The organism is Stagnimonas sp. FW305-C-60 (assembly GCF_058782965.1).
Genome location: NZ_JBYSYF010000006.1, coordinates 69,012 through 84,415, shown reverse-complemented (window position 1 = coordinate 84,415; position 15,404 = coordinate 69,012). Strand labels below are relative to the sequence as shown.

Here is a 15,404-nt window from a genome sequence, read left to right as displayed (position 1 = left end):
CTCGGCAAGAACAGCGTCGGCTTAGTTGAACTCGTAGTCGAGGGTCAACCGTACATTACGGGCGTCGCCGAAGTACAGGAAGGAACCCGAGCGGTAGCCGGCGAGGTAGTAGTCCTCGTCGGTGACATTGCCCACGTTCAGACGCAGATTCAGATCCTTGCTGTGGTGGTAGGCGGCAAACAGGTCAAGCACCGTGTAGGCCGGGATCGGCTGGCTGTACTGCCCGTCGGCGCCGTAGGCGGCGGCGGTGTCCGGCTGGCCGGCGTACCGCTTGCTCTCGTACTTCACCGCGCCACCAAGGTCGAACTTCTCGCTCAGCTCGTACTTGAGCTGGGCGGAGGCGCTCTGGTCGGCGAAGTTGCTCAAGGTCTTGCCGACATTGTTGGCCGTCGCGGACTGCAACACCTCGGCTTCCATGAAAGCAACGCCGGCCTGTGCCATCAGCTTGTCGGTGATGTTGCCGGAAACGCCCAGCTCCACGCCGCGCACACGGTTCTTACCGGAATTGAACGAGCCGCCGGAATCGTAGCCACTCCCCTCCATCACATGGGTCTTGGTGATCTGGAACACCGAGCCGGTGAGCAGCAGCTTTTCATCAAAGAGATTCCACTTGGTGCCAACTTCCAGGTTCTGGGAATTTTCGGGCTTGGCCTCGATGCTGCCGTTCGGATCGCAGCCACGCAGAGTCGGGTCGGCGTTGGTGCGATCGGTGCAGACATAGTTAACCGCCAGACCGCCGTAGCCGGAGCTGGTGCCGACGTCGGATTCGCCACCGTTGATGTCGCTGGAAGTCGAGTACGTCGCGTAGACGTTCGCATCCGGACGGATCTTGTAGGTCAAGCCGAAGTGACCGTTCCAGACTCCGGCCGAATCCTTGAAGTCACCGAGGACGGTCGGCGTGGCGCCGGCACCGGAATCACCATCGTGGTTCCACAGGGTCTTCAGCTCGTAGTCAAACTGGTCGCGCCGCACTCCGGCGAACGCCGTGATCCGGTCGGTGAGATCGACCGTGTCCATGATCGCCAGCGCAATCGTATCGATGGCCCAGTCCTGATCCCAGGCGCCCTTGCTGATCTGGCGGTTCATCAGAGTGTTGAGGCCGTTGACCGGCTGGCCATTCGGACCGATCGCACACCAGGAGTTCGGCGTAGTGGAGGTGCCTGTGGTGCAGTTCTGCCCGGAGCTGCTGACGCTGTAGACGCCGTTGAGGACCTTGTGATCCGTGTATTCCAGGCCAAAGATGAACTCGTGCTCCATCCCGAACAGGTTCTGGTTGAGGAACAGATTGGTCTGGTTGGCGAGGTAGTCGACATCCTGCCAGCCCTGGTGCGTGCTGAGGGTGGCGGTGCTGTAAATGCCATTGGGGTCATTGGCATTGGTGGTTGCGCTACGCGCGCCGGTGGCCACGTAGCCGTTGTCGGACCAACCCTTGCGGGTGAGATTGGTCAGACGCAGCTTCGGGCTGATCTGGTACTTGACCCGCGCAGTCAGGGTATCGACCTTGGACTTGAGGAAGTCCGGATCCTGCGCATACACCGGAACGTTCTCGGCCGGCTTGCGATCCGGCACGGTGCCAATCAGATAGCCACCGAGGTCGGGATTGTCGTCGGCACGCAGACCGTAGTAGTCCACCACCATGTCAAGCTTGTCGGTGGGCAGATAGAGGCCGGAAAGAGCCAGGCCCTTGCGTTCGCGATCGGCCGGCGCACGGTCAGGCACCTGCTCGTAACCGTACAGCGCGTTGGCACGCACCGCGAATTTCTCGCCCAGGGTCTGATTGGCGTCGAAAGTCAGGCGGGTGTACTGATCGGTGCCGAAGCCGGTGGACAGCTTGGCGAAGTCGTAGTCGCGAGTCGCCTGCTTGGTGATCGCGTTGATCGCGCCACCGGAGGTGCCGCGGCCGGCGAAGCTGGAGTTCGGGCCCTTGGAGATTTCCACCTGATCGACCGCGAAGCTCTCGCGGATGGTCATGCCGGGATCACGCAGGCCGTCAACGAACACATCGCTGCGGGCCTCCTGGCCACGGATGATGTAACGGTCGCCGAAGGCATTGCCGTTTTCGCCAGTGCCGAGGGTGATACCGGGCTGGGCGTCGAGGATCTGGCGCAGGTCGGTGTAGCCGGAGTCATCGATCTGCGCCTTGGTCAGCACCGAGATGTTCTGCGGCAGCTCGGCCAGCGGCCGGGTGTGGCGCTCGTCGCCCGAGGTCTTGGCCTTGTAGGGCGCGCCCAGTTCGGCGTTCGGGTTGGGGTCGATGGCGGTGTCTTCCACCTTGACCGCGTCCAGACGCGTGGCGTCCTCGGGCTTGGGATCGGCGGCGACCGAGGCCAGCGGCAGCAGCAGGGCGGTCGAGATGCCCAGGGCCAGGCTGGTCTTGCGGGCGGAAAGGACCGGGGCCGGCGCTTCCGCGCGCAGGCTGAGAGGACGCTGGATGCTTCTGGACGGCTGCTTTTTCATTGTGGTCACGCGCTTTCTCGGCTCGTTGGTTGCTTTGCGTTTCTAAATGATAATTGTTATCAACAGCAAGTCAACCAAGCGCACCTCGGGCGCGCTCAACAAGCGCGGCTGCAAAGACGGGTTTTCCGCTTGGGGCGGAGCGGGGCGTTCAGCGAGAAGGCGCGCTCTCGCGACCAGCGCCTGCGGACCGACGCCCGGTAATCATCGTGCGCACCAGCCGCAGCCCGCTGTAGCGGGACATGACCAGCACCGCGCAGACGTGCAGACCCACAGCCCCCATCAGGCCGTGCGCGGAGTACTCGTGCAGCAAGGCCACCCAGTCCTCGCCCCAGAACCGATCCAGCCCCTGCATCCAGCCGCTGACCACGGTCAGGGCCAGCAGTAGCAGCATCAGCAGGATCATCAGCGCACCGAGGGGGTTGTGTCCCTCGGCCGGGTCGAACCGACGCTGGCGCAGTTGCTGGAGGTGGCGACGCAGGCGTGTCGGCGTCGGCCAGAAACTGCTGAAACGGGCGTTGCGCGAGCCAACTCCGCCCCAGATCAGCCTCGATAGCAGCAGGGCGGCAATCGCGTAGCCAACATACTCGTGCGGGGTTTCGCCGCCCTCCAGCCACCAATAGTCGAGCAGGAACAGGCCGGCCGTGCTCCAGTGGAAAACCCGGACCCAGGGGTCCCAGACCACCAGCTCCGCCGGCTCACGCGCCACTGTCTAGTCCTCGACTTTCTTCTTGACGATCTCGCCAGTGACCGGATTGAAGTACACCTCGATCTTCTCGAATTTCTTGCCGTCTGCGCTGAGGCCCCAGCCATAGATTTCGTAGCAGTGGCCATCGGTCTGAAACTTCTTGATGGCGAAGCCGTACTCGTTGACGATCTTCTTCTGCATGTCGAGCACATGCATCCAGCGTTCCTGCGGCACGTCAGGACAGTTGGCGGCGGCCTGGGCGGCGGTGCCGGAGAACATGGCAGCCAAGGCCACCAGTAGTTTGAGATGGGTCATCGGGTTTGAGTGGCTTGGGGCCGCTTTGGGTGGGGAAAGGACAGGTCGCTCAGTCCGCGCGGCCTGCCGCATCGAGGCTTAATGATAATCACTCCCGTCAACAAGCTAAGCGCCGTCGGTAGCCAGGGTTATGCCTCGGTTATTGAAGGCTCCAGCCGAATCCGAGGCGGACTACCCCAGCCCAGCGAGGCGGGAGTTGGCTCGAGCGCAGAGCCTGCCCTGAACAGGATGCGCTGCCTCCTCCCGGCGTCGCGGGACGCCGGGAGGACCGCGCTTTAGCGCGGACGCAGGTTGAGCTCGACGCGGCGGTTCCGGTCGCGCCCCGCCTCGTCGATTTCATTGGCGATCGGTTCGGACTCGCCAGCACCGATGGTCTCGATCTGACCGGCTGGCGCACCCAGCTCCACCAGGCGATCCCGTAGGCGCTCGGCCATCTTGATGGTCAGGTCGAGGTTGTAGGACTGCTGGCCCAGGGTATCGGTATGCACCACCAGCTCCAGGCCCAGGCCCGGCTGCCGTCGTAGCGCAGCGGCGAACGGCGCCAGCACGGCGTCGGCCTCGTCGCTCAGGGCAGCGCCCTCGCCTTGCAGCAAGCGCGAGCGCGGCAGCACATAGTTTTGCGCCACCAGACAGCCGGCGCTGTCGGTCTTGGCACCGGCCGGGGCCGCTGGGCAGCCGGACAGATAGTCCACCGCCGGCGGTGCGGCGACAGCGACCGCAGGCGGTGGCAAAGCCGGCAAGGCCGGAGCCTGCGCCACCACCGGCGGCGACTGCGCTGGCGGTGCGGCGCGACTGCTCGCAGCCGGCCGGCTGCCGAAGCGCTTGACCAGACCCACCGACGCCATGGCGTCGTAAGTCACGCCACGGCCGGCGATGAATTCGTCGCCGAAGCGGGCCAGGCCGCGCAGTTCGGTGCGCAGCGAGAGGCTGGGCAGCAGATCGGTTTCCACGCCCCAGCCGACATTCACGTAAGGCGCATTGACCTTGACCTCGTCGCGCTTGGCCTGGGAATAGCCGGCGCCAACCAGAAACAGGAAGTTGAACTTCTCGCCCAGGCTCTCCAGCCGCAGGTCGAGGCCGCCGCCCAGCGTGGTTTCCTTGGGCGCGCCGTCCTTGCCCTCGGCGCTGATCCCGAAACCGGAGACTTCCAGAAAGGCCTGCGGCCGCAGCGGAATACCCACCAGCAGGCGCCCCTGGGCACCGGTGGAAACTCCGCGCAGCGACTCCGGCACCACCACACCGACATTGCCGCCGATGTACCAGGGCGTGGACAGCAGGCTGCTCTGCGCCAGGGCGGTGGCAGGCAAGGCCACGGCCAGCGTCAGGGCCGTGAAAAGAATGCGGTGGGATCGATTCTGGCTCACGTTCAAGCTACCGGTGCGGTGGGGATGAGGGTGGTGTCAGCATTATGGCGCATCGCGTCGCGCTGCCGGGCGTCGGGACGATGGCGCAGGCCAGCCGCGATCAGGGCGCCCATCAGCACCGCCAGCCAGCCGCGCAGGGCCGGGATGTGCAAAACGAAATCGCTCAGGGAATGCAGCGCCACCGCGACCAGGGCGGCGGCCCCGGCCAGGGCCAGCGCCCGCGCACCGCCGCTACGCCGGCCAATCAGCAGCCAGACCGCGTGGCGGAAGTGCAAGGCGCCCATCGCCAGCAACCAGAACAGGCCGAACAGGCCGTGCTCGATCAGGAATTCCGCGTATTCGTTATGGGCGTGGTCGTAGAGCCCACGCAGCTCCGGGCTCTGCACACCCAGGAACAAACTCTGGAAGCTGCCGCCGCCGGAGCCAGTGCGCAGGTACTGCCCGATCAGGGGTTGCAGGTCGCGCAGCGCCAGGGCGCGCTGCTCGGTCTCCAGTTCGGTGTCGTCGATGCGCTCCACCACCTTTTCCAGGCCGTAGTAGTTGTCGAGTATCCAGATGTCTGCGACCGCGAAGCTGGCCAGCAGCAGCAGCGCCGGCACGAAGCGCCTACGGTTGTGCAGCAGCACCCAAAGCAGCACCGCGAACGTCAGCGCCACCATCAGCGCGACATTGCCCATGCGCGACTGGCTGAGCACCACCGCGGCCAGCATCACCAGCAGCAGCACGCGCCACACCGCCGCCGGGCTCATGATCCAGGCCGAAAAGCGCAGGAAGGCGCCGCGCCAGCCGTCGCGGACTTCATCGCTGGCGCGCTGCGCCAGCAGCAGTCCCAGCGCCGCCACCGCGCCCAGTGCCAGCAGATGGGCAAAGTGGTTGCGGTTGACGAAAGTGCCGGTGGCCCAACCACGGCCATAGGTCTTGCGTACCAGATAACCGATCTCGGTATCGGTAAGCGTCATGCCCAGACCATAGAAGGCCTGCACGCCGGCGGTGAGCGCCATCACCGCCAGCAAGCCCTTGCGACGACCGTTGTCGCACACCGTGCGCGCGGCCAACAGGTAGAGCCCGAACAGCCCCAGGCTGGCAATCAGGTAATGCCAGGTCGCGCCCGGCTCGGTGGACAGCGTGTAGCGCGGCTCCAGGCCCAGCAGGCGCAGCCCTTCATGCACCGCCACCGCCGAGGGCGAGAGACGCAGCAGCCAGGACTGCGGCAGTGGTACCAGGCTCAGCGCCAGCCACAACAGCCACAGCAGCCAGGCCGCGACCGCGATCCTGAAACCCAGGCCGACCGGCCAGCGCGCTCCTTCCGCCGAGGTCAGCGACAGCAGCAAGCCCAGGCCGGTGAGCGCCAGCACCCCACCCTGCGCCGCCTCGCCGACGCTGCCCCAGGGCCAGGGCAGCGCCACCACCACCAGTAGCAGCACCAGGTAAGACAGCCGGTCCTGCAGGGAGTAGCTCGGTTCGGTCTTCATGGCGGCAGCGCCTGCATGCGCTGGCACCAGCGCAGCTGATGGCGATTGAGCCTGGCGCCACTGGCGCAGCGCGCCAGCTCGGCATCGATGGTGTCACACCAGTGGCGCCGCCCCAGGGCGTAGCCGTATTCGGCGCAGAAGGCATGTTGCCGGCGCGAACGCGCCACCGAATCCAGCAGCCGATAGCGCTCGGCCTGGTTGTAGATGCTGTAGCGCAGGCTGGGGTAGAGCCATTGCCGCTGGGTTTCCGAGAGACGTCCGCTATAGCGCCAGAGTACGTCCGCCAGCACTGCGTGCACCGCCGGCGACCAGGGCGCCAGCTGGTGCGCCCTTGCCGCGGCTCTGTCGAACTCGGGCCCGAAGTCGTCGGTCACCGCCAGCGAGCGCGCCAATTCCACCCAACGGTAGGCGTCCGCCGGCGCATGCCGCAGTACCGGCCGATAGGCCGCCAGCAGGCCCTCGGTATCCCCGCGCACGGAAGCCAGGCGCCCGCTCAGGGCGCGCGCGGCATCAGCTCCGGGCAGCACGGTCGCGGCCAGTTCGGCGGCGACGCTGGCGCGATGCAAATCGCCCAGCCAGCGACTCTGGTGCGCGACTTCGTAGTAAAGGCTGGAAGCCAGCTTCAGCAGCCCCCCGACCAGCAACAGCAGGGCCAGACCAACCGTCAGCCAGCGCCCCGGGCCCACCATGGGCTAACCGTAATACCGGTAGGCGTACTGGTAGTGGCCGTAGGCATCCGGATTGCGGCGCACATCCACGCGGTTGAGCACGCAACCCACCAGCGGCGCCTGGATGTTGTTGAGCTGGTGCACCGCCCGCCGCACGGTGGCCATGCTGGTGACATCGGCACGCGCCACGAACAGCACCGCGTCGGACAAACGCGAAAGCACCAGAGCATCGCTCGCGGCCTGCACCGGCGGCGAGTCGATGATGATGCGCTCGTAGCGCTCACGCAGTTGCTGCAACAAGGCGGCGAAGGCCATGGAGCTGACCGTCTCGGCCGGGTTCGGCGGCCGCTGGATCACCGCCAGCACATGCAGGCCGGAAGCGGCATCGACATAGATCGCCTCGTCCAGCGTCGCGGTGCCAAGCAGCACCTCCATCAGGCCACGTTGCTGCTTGGGCAGGCCGAGAATCTTGCGCAGCGTCGGCGCCCGCAGATCGCCTTCGATCAGCAGGGTCTTCTCGCCGGCCGCCATGGTCAGGCCCAGGCAGGTCGCCAGACTGCTCTTGCCCTCGCCCGGCACGGCGGAGGTGATGACAAAGCACTGCTTGCGGCCAGCCACCTCCGCCAGCCGCACCGCGGTGCGCACCGAGCGCACGCCTTCGGCAAACGGCGTGCGCGGATCGTCGCGGAACTGGTTGATGACACCGGCGGAGCGCTTGAAAGCCACCCGCGGGACCACGCCGAACAGAGGCACCTGGGCCACCGCTTCCAGGTCTTCGACGCTGCGCAGGCCTTCGCTGAGCACATGGCGCAGCGAGGCCATGATCACGCCCAGCAGAAAGCCAAACAGCGCGGCGATGATGACGATCTTCGGCCGGTCCGGCAGCAGCGCACCCTTGGGCACCAGCGCGGCATCGGTCACCCGCGCGTTGAGCGGTTCGTAGCTGGTGGTGCTGTCGTTTTCCTTGAAGCGCTGCAGGAACATGTCATAGAGCTGGCGGTTGGTCTGCACCTCGCGCTCGAGCACACCCAGCTCAAACTGCTTGCGATCCAACTCGCGGACCCGTGAGGTGGTGGTGTTCACCACCTCGGAGAGCTGCCGCTCGGTATCCGCCGCGATCTCGTACTGGTTGCGTACGCCTTCCGCGGCGTTCAGCAGCTGCTCGTGGAACGCGCGCCGCGCCGCCTGCAGGCTCGCCACCGCGGCCGCCATCTGCGGATGCCGGGAGCCGTAACGCTCCTCGACTCCCTTCAGAGCCTGCTGGGCATCCAGCACCCCGGAGCGCGCTTTCTGCACGCCGGCGTCCTGCAACAGCGCTGTGATCTGCTCCAGCCGGTCGGCATCACTGCCGGCAGCACGGATACGGGCATAGGTGCTGGCCAGCGCCGCCTTGGTGCGTTGCGCCTCGCGCAACCGCGAAGAGTTCTCCATCACTTCCTGATCGACCAGGCCGCGATTGCTACCCACCACCACCAGCTGATTGCTGTCACGGAAGGCTTGCAGCGCCTTCTCGGACTTCTTCAGATCTTCGCTGAGGCCACCGAGCTTGTCGGTGAGCCAGCGGCTAGCGCGCTGCGTCGCCTCCAGGCGCGCCTCCAGGCCGCTTTCGATGAAGACATCACCCAGCGCCTCGGCGACCCTCTGCGCCAACTGCGGGTCACCGGAATGAAAGTGCACCCGCACCAGACGGGTCTTGGGCACCGGCTGCACCAGAATCTGGCCCATCACCAGGGAAGTGGCGCGCTCGCGACGCTGCTCGGCGCTGGCGCTGGCGCCCTGCTCGGGCTCCGGCAAGCCGGGCAGCCACTGCGACCAGTCGAGCTTGCGCTTGAGGCTGGTGCTGAGACTCTCGCTGGCGGCGTCGTGCAGAAACGCATCGTTCTCATCCAGCTTGAGCTTGATCACCACCCGCTCAGCCAAACCGCGCGAGCGCAGCAACTCGTGCTGGGTGGCGTAGTACTCGTCGAGCCCGCCCTGGGTGGGATCGTAGATCTCGGCGACCTGTACCACCCTCTGGGTACGCGGCTCGATCAGCAGGGTGACAGTGGAGCGATAGACCGGCGGCAAGGACAGCGCGATCAGCAGGCCCAGCAGCGTGAACGCCAGAGTGACCAGCAGGATGCCACCACGGTAGCGGCGGAAGAAGCGCCAGAGTGCGGCGATCTCGGACGAGTTCTGCCGGCCGGCATCGGATACCGCTGCCAGGGTGACGGAGGTGGAAGTCAAAACACGCCCTCTTCAACAAACACGGTGTCGCCCGGATACAGGGGCGCGTCGAGTCCCACTTTCTCGCGGGCGCTGGCCGGCGCGCCTTCGCGCAGCACGTAGATGCGCCGCGGCGAGCCCAGCGGGGTCATGCCACTGGCCAGGGTCAGCGCCTTTTCCACGTTCAAGCCTTCGGTGAACGGATAGGCGCCCGTGTTGCGCACCGCGCCGGAGACAAACACCGGCCGGTAACGCACCACGTAGGCCCTGACATCGGGATTGCGCAGATAACCGCCACGCAGCCGTTGCGTGAGATCCAGTTCCAGCTCGCGGGTGGTCAGACCAACCGCGGGCACATAACCGAGCAGCGGGTAGTTGATGTAGCCGGTGGACTCCACCGAGGCCTCGCCGGAGAGATCGGCTTCACGGAACACATCGATCCGTATACGGTCACCCACACCGAGTCGATAGCTCGCGGCCACGAACTGGGTACGCGAAGCATTGTCGGCCAGGCGCGGCGCCGGCGCGGAGGCACAGGCGGCGAGCCCGCCCAGGAGTAGCAGACTGAGTAGGGACTTCAAGATCATCTTCAAGTTGACGGCCGCTCAAGGCGTCCAGCGCACTCCCAGTCGAATCTGCGGCGCATCGTAGTCCAGCCCATTAACAGTGGATTCGCGATTGCGCGAGCTGTAGTCGCCAAACACGGTCACCGGCGCCAGTACCTGGTAGTCGAAGCCGGCGCTGGCATTGATGGTTTCGTCCTCGCGGCTGGAGCCGATGAACTCACTCTGGGTGTAGTTGGCTCCCAGCGAGGTGCTGAAACGGCTGGTCCACACCTGCCGCCAGTTGAGCGCGTAGTTCTTGTTGTCGATATAAAGCGTGTCGTTGCGATAGGTCTCGGACGTGGACTCGCCGGTGGACAAGCGCAGCGTGGAACGCGCCGTCGGCGTCCACTCAAAGTTGGCACGCCAGGCGAAAGTCTGCCGCGAGGGGCGGGCGCGACCATCCAGCGACACGCTGCGCAGGCCCACCTGGACGTCGCCCGAGGTCTTGGCGGTGGCCACCCAGCGGAATCCGGTGCGCACCCCAAACTCGTTCAAGTTGCGGTTGCCGCTGGCGCGCACCGGAATCTCGTAATCGGTGGAGTTGTGCGCCATCACGAACAGGATGGCGGTCTTGGGGGAGTAGGCATACGACAGCAGATAGCCCAGCTGTTGGGTGTCGTAATTGAGAAAGCGGGTGGCGTCGCGATTGGTGACGTATTCGCGATTGCGGATGCCGACGCTCAACTCGTTGCGCGCCAGCGAGGCGGGGGACCCATAGCCATAGGTCAGCGACAAGCGGGTCTGATCCCATTCGTCGACCTCGCCCTGGTCGAACAGCGGCGTCCCCTGTTCGGTGCGGACCAGACCGGCCGGATCGTGGCCGCGCTGGTAACCGCCGTTGAGATCAAAGTTGTGCTTGGTCAGCGGCCGCCAGTCGTAACGGACAGTGCCGCCGTAGTCGAGATTGCTGTCCAGCGAGCCACGCAGGTCGTAGTCGGAATACTCGCCAAAGCCATCCAGCCGCAGGCTGCCCACCGAGTCGGTGCGGGTCAGCGAGGCCGACGGCCGCACCCGGTATCCAGTGGCGGACACGCCCTCATCAGCTTCGTAAAAAAAGTTTTCCATCTGCACGGCACCGGCTTCCACCGCGACGCCGCCCAGAAAACCGCCGCCCAACTGGTACAGGCGTGCGTCCTGCGCCGCCGCCGGCAGGCTTAGCAAGGCCAGCGCTACCGCAAGGAAGGAAGCCCGAGGAGAAACGGCGCACCGACGACGAATGACAATCACTGGCTGATGCTCCACATGTGAACCGCGCAAATATCCCCGGGAAGCTGCCCCTGTGGCACCGGCCCCACCACCTACAGCCCGGCGCTAGGCCCTCGCCATCCGCTGCAGCAGGCGCTCGAAGGTCTCCGCCTGCTGACTCGGCACCCATGTTAATGCCAAGTCTTTACTTTGCCGAGACATAAGGCACTTTTGCTCTGGGCTGAGATGGTGGAAGCCTAGCAGGATGGCGGTCAGGGCCGCCGCGCTCGGCGGATACAGATACCCGCTCTCGCCGTGCCGGACAAAGGCGGTGGCCGCCATGCAGGCCTCGCTGGCCAGCACCGGCAGGCCGGCGGCGGCGGCCTCGTGGATCACCACCCCCCAATGCTCGTCACGACTGGGCAGCACCAAGGCCTGACAGCGCGCCATCCAGCCGGGCAGGTCCGAAGGCTGCACGAAGCCTAGCGGCCGCAGGCCCTCCACGCCCTGGGTCAGCGGCGCCAGCGGGCCGGTGCCGGCCAGGAGCAGTTCCATGGGCTCGCTCACCTGCTGGCGATAGGCGCGATAGGCCTCAACCAAGAGGTCTACGCCCTTGTCCGCAATCAGCCGGCCGGTGAACAGGAAGGCGCGTGGCCGCTGCGTCAACGGCAACTCACAGCGGTACGCCTCGACATCGGCGCAATACAGGCCGGTCTCCACCCAGCGGTAGCCGAGCCGGCGGGCAAACTCGGCCTGCGGCTCGCCCGCCACCCAGGCCGCCCGCGCCATCGGCCAGAGCCGGAATGGCGCCACCAGCCGACCCAGCTGCTGGCGCCAGGAACCGGTCCAGGGATTGTCGATGCCACAGACCACCGGCCGGCCGTGGCGTTGCAACAGGCGTCCGGCCGCCCGTTCCAGGGGCTCGACCCAACCGGCGATGAAGGCAGCGTCCGGCAATTGCTCGTGGCCGCGCCGCAGCCAGGCGCGACGGTAGCTGCGGTCGCCATCGGCGACCGCCCGCTCGCAGCAGGAAAGATCGAAGGCCTGGAACGGCGCCTCGCCGGCCGCGGGCTCGTAGATCAGCTCCAGGCGATGGCCGCGTGCGGCCAGGGCACGTAGAAAACTGATGGTGTATGGCGCCAGACGCCGGGCAAAAATGGTGATGCGCACTGCGCCCCCGAAAGAATGTCTGCGGCGCCAGAGTGGTAACGTGTTGGCAAGACCGCAGACGCAAAATAGCATCCGATAGCTGACAGGCGATGCTGCTTGCAGCCACTACTTTAAAAAGTCCTTCACCTTGTCCTTCAACAACCAGACCCAGGCGCCGCGCGACAGCAACCCGCCGCCACCGGTGAGTTATGCCGTCGCGCTGCTCGGCATCCTGATCGGCACTCTGGCCGCAATACTGCTGGTGCCCGCCGATTACTTTGAACCGGGCCAGCTGCGCGCCTCCGCGGTCTGCCTGGCACTGGGGCTGCTGGTAGGCCCGATGGCCTCGTCGCTGACCGACCTGCGCGGCTGGCTTAGAGCCGAGAGCGTGATGATGCTGGGGCTGGTCTACTGGATTCTGACCGAGCCGCTGTCGTCCAGCTACGACGCCTACGAGATCACCCAGGATGGCGTTCTGCGCGCCTACGCCTACATCGGCCTGTTTGCCGCCACCATCCAGCTCGGCTCGCTCTTGGCCCACCGCTGGCACGCGCAGATCTCGCCGCTGCGACCATCGAGCACCGAGTTCAGCGACCGCTGGCTGTTCAACGTGCTGGTCTACAGCTCGCTGCTGGGCATGCTGTCCAAGCTGGTGCCCTGCGGCTTCTCGCCGGAATGCATGGTCGACGGCCTGTTCAGCGGCCGCGCCGATGGCCCCTGGCAGCAGAGCGTGACCGGCGGCGCCGGCTCGCTGGTCTACCAGCTCGCCTACTTCGGCTATCTGTCGCTGCCGCTGACCGTCGCCCTGCACCACCGGGTCGGGCGCATCGACTGGCGGGTGGTGATCGGCCTGGTCCTTTCGACGATCTTCCTGTTGTTCCTGATCCGCGACGGTGGCCGCAGGCTGGTGGGCATGGTCACCGGCGCCGCGCTGCTCACCTGGCTACTGCTGCAAGCGCGCATCGGCCTGCGCCAGTTTGTCATCGGCGGCGTCGCAGGTCTGGCGCTGATGGCGCTGATGGAGGTGATGCTGATCTTCCGCACCTCCGAGGGCGGCATCGTCAGCCGCCTGTTCAGCGGTCGCGCCTTCGCCGAGAACCCCTTGGACGAGGGCATCCGGGTCGACAACAACTTCAAGTTCCTGGTCAAGACCATGGACCTGATCCCGCAATTCATGCCCCACACCGGCTGGGACGCGATCATCTACTGGGCGGTGCGCCCCATCCCCCGGGTGCTCTGGCCCGGCAAGCCGGTTGATCCCGGCATCGACCTGCCCTGGGAACTGGGCGAACGCTGGGGCGAGGGCTTCACCCTCACCGTCTCGGCGATCGGCGACTGGTACGTCGCCTTCGGCCTAACCTCGGTCCTCCTGGCCGGGCTGATGATGGGCTTCCTCGGCGGCAAGCTGGTGCTGCACTGGATGCGTCCGACGGTGCGCAGCACCGTGCTCTACAGCCTCGGTGCGATGTGCCTGTTCATCGGCCTGCGCAGCTATCTGGAACTGATCCTGATGAGCTATCCGATCCTGGCGCTGCTGCTGTTCAGCAAACTCACCAGCTGGCTGCCGGACAGCCGCCTGCCATTCACCCGGGCTCTGCGCCGATGAGCCGGGCACTCGACATCGCCGGCAATCGCGGCAGCACCAAGTACAGCCGTCGGGAGCAGGTCGAGCGGGTGCTGTGGGCGCTCTGCTCGCCGCTGTTCCGGCTCAGCCCGCGCCACCTCTACGGCTGGCGCAACCTGCTGCTGCGCGTGTTCGGCGCCCGCATCGGCAGGCGGGTGCAGGTCTATCCCAGCGCGCGCATCTTCCTGCCCAGCCTGCTGGCGATCGGCGACGACACCACCATCGGTCCCGAAGCGCGGCTCTACAACCTGGGGCCGCTGCGGATCGGCGCGCGGGTCACGGTTTCCCAAAGCGCCCATCTCTGCGGCGGAACGCACGACGATTCCGACCCTGCCTTTCGCCTGATCCGCGCGGCGATCACGCTGGGCGATGACTGCTGGATCTGCGCCGATGCCTTCGTCGGCCCGACCGTGACCATCGGCGAGGGCGCGGTGCTGGGTGCGCGCGCGGTGGCGACGCGCGATGTACCCGCCTGGCAGGTACACGCCGGCAACCCGGCCCGCTACATCCGCGACCGCCGCCTGGCGAACACAGCCGGCAGCCCGCAGTGAACATCCTGCTGACGGTTCCCGATCTGGAGCTGGCCTCGGGCGGTCAGCCGCTGGCCGCGGTGCGCCTGGCCGCCGAACTGGCCTCGCTCGGCCATGCGATCAGCCTGGCCTACAGCCGTCGGCCTGCCGCGGCGGAACTGCCCTTGCCGGCAAGGGTGCGGGGCGTCGCGGTGCCGCGGGCTGCCGGGCCCTGGCAGCGCTACCGGCAGTTCCGCGCCGCGCTGGAAACCTGCATCCGCGAGCAGCGCATCGAGCTGCTGCACGACCATGGCGTCTGGCTGCCGGAAAACGCGGCGGCAATGGCCGCTGCGCGCCGCCAGAACATTGCCCTGGTCGCCCAGCCCTGCGGCATGCTGCAAACCTGGTCCTTGCAGCAGAGCCGCCACAAGAAAGCCCTGGCCTGGTGGCTCTACCAGCGACGCCTGCTGGAAACCGCCGCCGCCGTGGTGGTGACGTCCGAGGACGAAGCCCAGGACCTCCGCCCGCGCCTGAGCGCCGAGGTCGAGATCGCCCGCATTCCCCACGGCATCGACCTGCCGGCGCCGACTCCAGAGGTGCAGCGGCAGCGGCAGGCACTGTTCCTGGGACGTCTGCATCCGAAGAAGCAGGTCGATCTGCTGCTGCGCCTGTGGGCGGAATTGCGTCCGCCGGGCTGGCGGCTGCTGATCGCCGGCGAGGGTGAGCCAGCGTATGAGCAGCAACTGCGCGCCCTGGTCGCGGAGCACGGCCTGCAGGAGCAGGTGCGCTTTCTCGGCCTGGTGAGCGGCGAGGCCAAGCTGCGGCTGCTGGCCGAGAGCCAGCTATTCCTGCAACCCAGCCTGCAGGAAAACTTCGGCTTCGCGGTGGCCGAGGCGCTGGCCGCCGGCCTGCCGGCGCTCACCTGCCAGGGCATGCCCTGGTCGGAGCTGCGCGAGCGGGATTGCGGCTGGTGGGTTCCCGCCGACCCGGCCGCGGTCGGCGCCGCCCTGAGCCTGGCCCTGGCACTACCCGCCGAGCGGCTGGCGGCGATGGGCGAGCGGGCACGGCAGCTCGCCAGCGGCTACGGCTGGCGCGCCACCGCCGAGCAGAGTCTGGCGCTGTACCGGCGAATTGCCGGTACGCGGTCAGCCAAGTCCGGGGTTTGA

The 15,404-nt window shown here is 66.7% G+C and carries 13 protein-coding genes; 3 read left to right on the top strand and 10 right to left on the bottom strand.

Annotated elements, in window-relative coordinates; genetic code table 11:
• Nucleotides 1–21 precede the first annotated feature (21 nt).
• The 10 genes from AC3WT6_RS15170 to AC3WT6_RS15125 form a co-directional block, all read right to left on the bottom strand.
• A complete protein-coding gene (locus tag AC3WT6_RS15170) occupies nucleotides 22–2,457 on the bottom strand; it encodes a TonB-dependent receptor (RefSeq protein WP_492654505.1) in 2,436 nt (811 codons plus the stop codon).
• Nucleotides 2,458–2,605: 148 nt separating this feature from the next.
• Nucleotides 2,606–3,163, bottom strand: a complete 558-nt coding sequence (locus tag AC3WT6_RS15165; protein WP_492654443.1) for a cytochrome b/b6 domain-containing protein — start codon at nucleotides 3,161–3,163, stop codon at nucleotides 2,606–2,608.
• Between the two features lie 3 nt (nucleotides 3,164–3,166).
• Nucleotides 3,167–3,457, bottom strand: a complete 291-nt coding sequence (locus AC3WT6_RS15160) for a PepSY domain-containing protein (RefSeq protein ID WP_492654442.1) — start codon at nucleotides 3,455–3,457, stop codon at nucleotides 3,167–3,169.
• Between the two features lie 275 nt (nucleotides 3,458–3,732).
• Nucleotides 3,733–4,764, bottom strand: coding sequence for an OmpA family protein (locus AC3WT6_RS15155; protein ID WP_492654441.1), 1,032 nt, complete (start codon nucleotides 4,762–4,764; stop codon nucleotides 3,733–3,735).
• A 59-nt stretch (nucleotides 4,765–4,823) separates the two neighbouring features.
• Entirely contained in the window at nucleotides 4,824–6,293 is a 1,470-nt protein-coding gene (locus AC3WT6_RS15150; RefSeq protein ID WP_492654440.1) for an O-antigen ligase family protein, read from the bottom strand.
• Nucleotides 6,290–6,982 carry a tetratricopeptide repeat protein gene (locus tag AC3WT6_RS15145; RefSeq protein WP_492654439.1) on the bottom strand — a complete coding sequence of 231 codons (693 nt, stop codon included), beginning with the start codon at nucleotides 6,980–6,982 and terminating at the stop codon, nucleotides 6,290–6,292. The genes AC3WT6_RS15150 and AC3WT6_RS15145 overlap by 4 nt, the downstream gene beginning before the upstream one ends.
• A 3-nt stretch (nucleotides 6,983–6,985) precedes the next feature.
• The gene (locus AC3WT6_RS15140) at nucleotides 6,986–9,187 is read right to left on the bottom strand and encodes a GumC family protein (RefSeq protein ID WP_492654438.1); all 2,202 of its coding nucleotides are present in this window, start codon (nucleotides 9,185–9,187) and stop codon (nucleotides 6,986–6,988) included.
• Nucleotides 9,184–9,747 (bottom strand): polysaccharide biosynthesis/export family protein, encoded by a 564-nt coding sequence (locus tag AC3WT6_RS15135; protein WP_492654437.1) that lies wholly within the window; start codon nucleotides 9,745–9,747, stop codon nucleotides 9,184–9,186. The genes AC3WT6_RS15140 and AC3WT6_RS15135 overlap by 4 nt, the downstream gene beginning before the upstream one ends.
• A 24-nt stretch (nucleotides 9,748–9,771) precedes the next feature.
• On the bottom strand, nucleotides 9,772–10,932 hold the full coding sequence (locus tag AC3WT6_RS15130) for an outer membrane beta-barrel protein (RefSeq protein WP_492654436.1): 1,161 nt from the start codon (nucleotides 10,930–10,932) through the stop codon (nucleotides 9,772–9,774).
• Nucleotides 10,933–11,082: 150 nt separating this feature from the next.
• The gene (locus AC3WT6_RS15125; protein WP_492654435.1) at nucleotides 11,083–12,126 is read right to left on the bottom strand and encodes a glycosyltransferase family 4 protein; all 1,044 of its coding nucleotides are present in this window, start codon (nucleotides 12,124–12,126) and stop codon (nucleotides 11,083–11,085) included.
• 127 nt (nucleotides 12,127–12,253) lie between these two features.
• Between AC3WT6_RS15125 and AC3WT6_RS15120 the strand changes: the two genes are divergently transcribed.
• Genes AC3WT6_RS15120 through AC3WT6_RS15110 form a run of 3 tightly spaced genes read left to right on the top strand, consistent with a single transcriptional unit; the run spans nucleotide 12,254 to nucleotide 15,404 of the window.
• Nucleotides 12,254–13,711: an O-antigen polymerase gene (locus AC3WT6_RS15120; protein ID WP_492654434.1), complete on the top strand. Its 1,458-nt coding sequence runs from the start codon at nucleotides 12,254–12,256 to the stop codon at nucleotides 13,709–13,711.
• The gene (locus tag AC3WT6_RS15115) at nucleotides 13,708–14,280 is read left to right on the top strand and encodes an LbetaH domain-containing protein (RefSeq protein WP_492654433.1); all 573 of its coding nucleotides are present in this window, start codon (nucleotides 13,708–13,710) and stop codon (nucleotides 14,278–14,280) included. The genes AC3WT6_RS15120 and AC3WT6_RS15115 overlap by 4 nt, the downstream gene beginning before the upstream one ends.
• On the top strand, nucleotides 14,277–15,404 hold the full coding sequence (locus tag AC3WT6_RS15110) for a glycosyltransferase (RefSeq protein WP_492654432.1): 1,128 nt from the start codon (nucleotides 14,277–14,279) through the stop codon (nucleotides 15,402–15,404). The genes AC3WT6_RS15115 and AC3WT6_RS15110 overlap by 4 nt, the downstream gene beginning before the upstream one ends.

Coding starts and splice junctions, on each gene's coding strand:
- AC3WT6_RS15145 (WP_492654439.1), bottom strand. CDS start 6,982: ATGGTGGGCCCGGGGCGCTGGCTGACGGTTGGTCTGGCCCTGCTGTTG.
- AC3WT6_RS15170 (WP_492654505.1), bottom strand. CDS start 2,457: ATGAAAAAGCAGCCGTCCAGAAGCATCCAGCGTCCTCTCAGCCTGCGC.
- AC3WT6_RS15115 (WP_492654433.1), top strand. CDS start 13,708: ATGAGCCGGGCACTCGACATCGCCGGCAATCGCGGCAGCACCAAGTAC.
- AC3WT6_RS15150 (WP_492654440.1), bottom strand. CDS start 6,293: ATGAAGACCGAACCGAGCTACTCCCTGCAGGACCGGCTGTCTTACCTG.
- AC3WT6_RS15160 (WP_492654442.1), bottom strand. CDS start 3,457: ATGACCCATCTCAAACTACTGGTGGCCTTGGCTGCCATGTTCTCCGGC.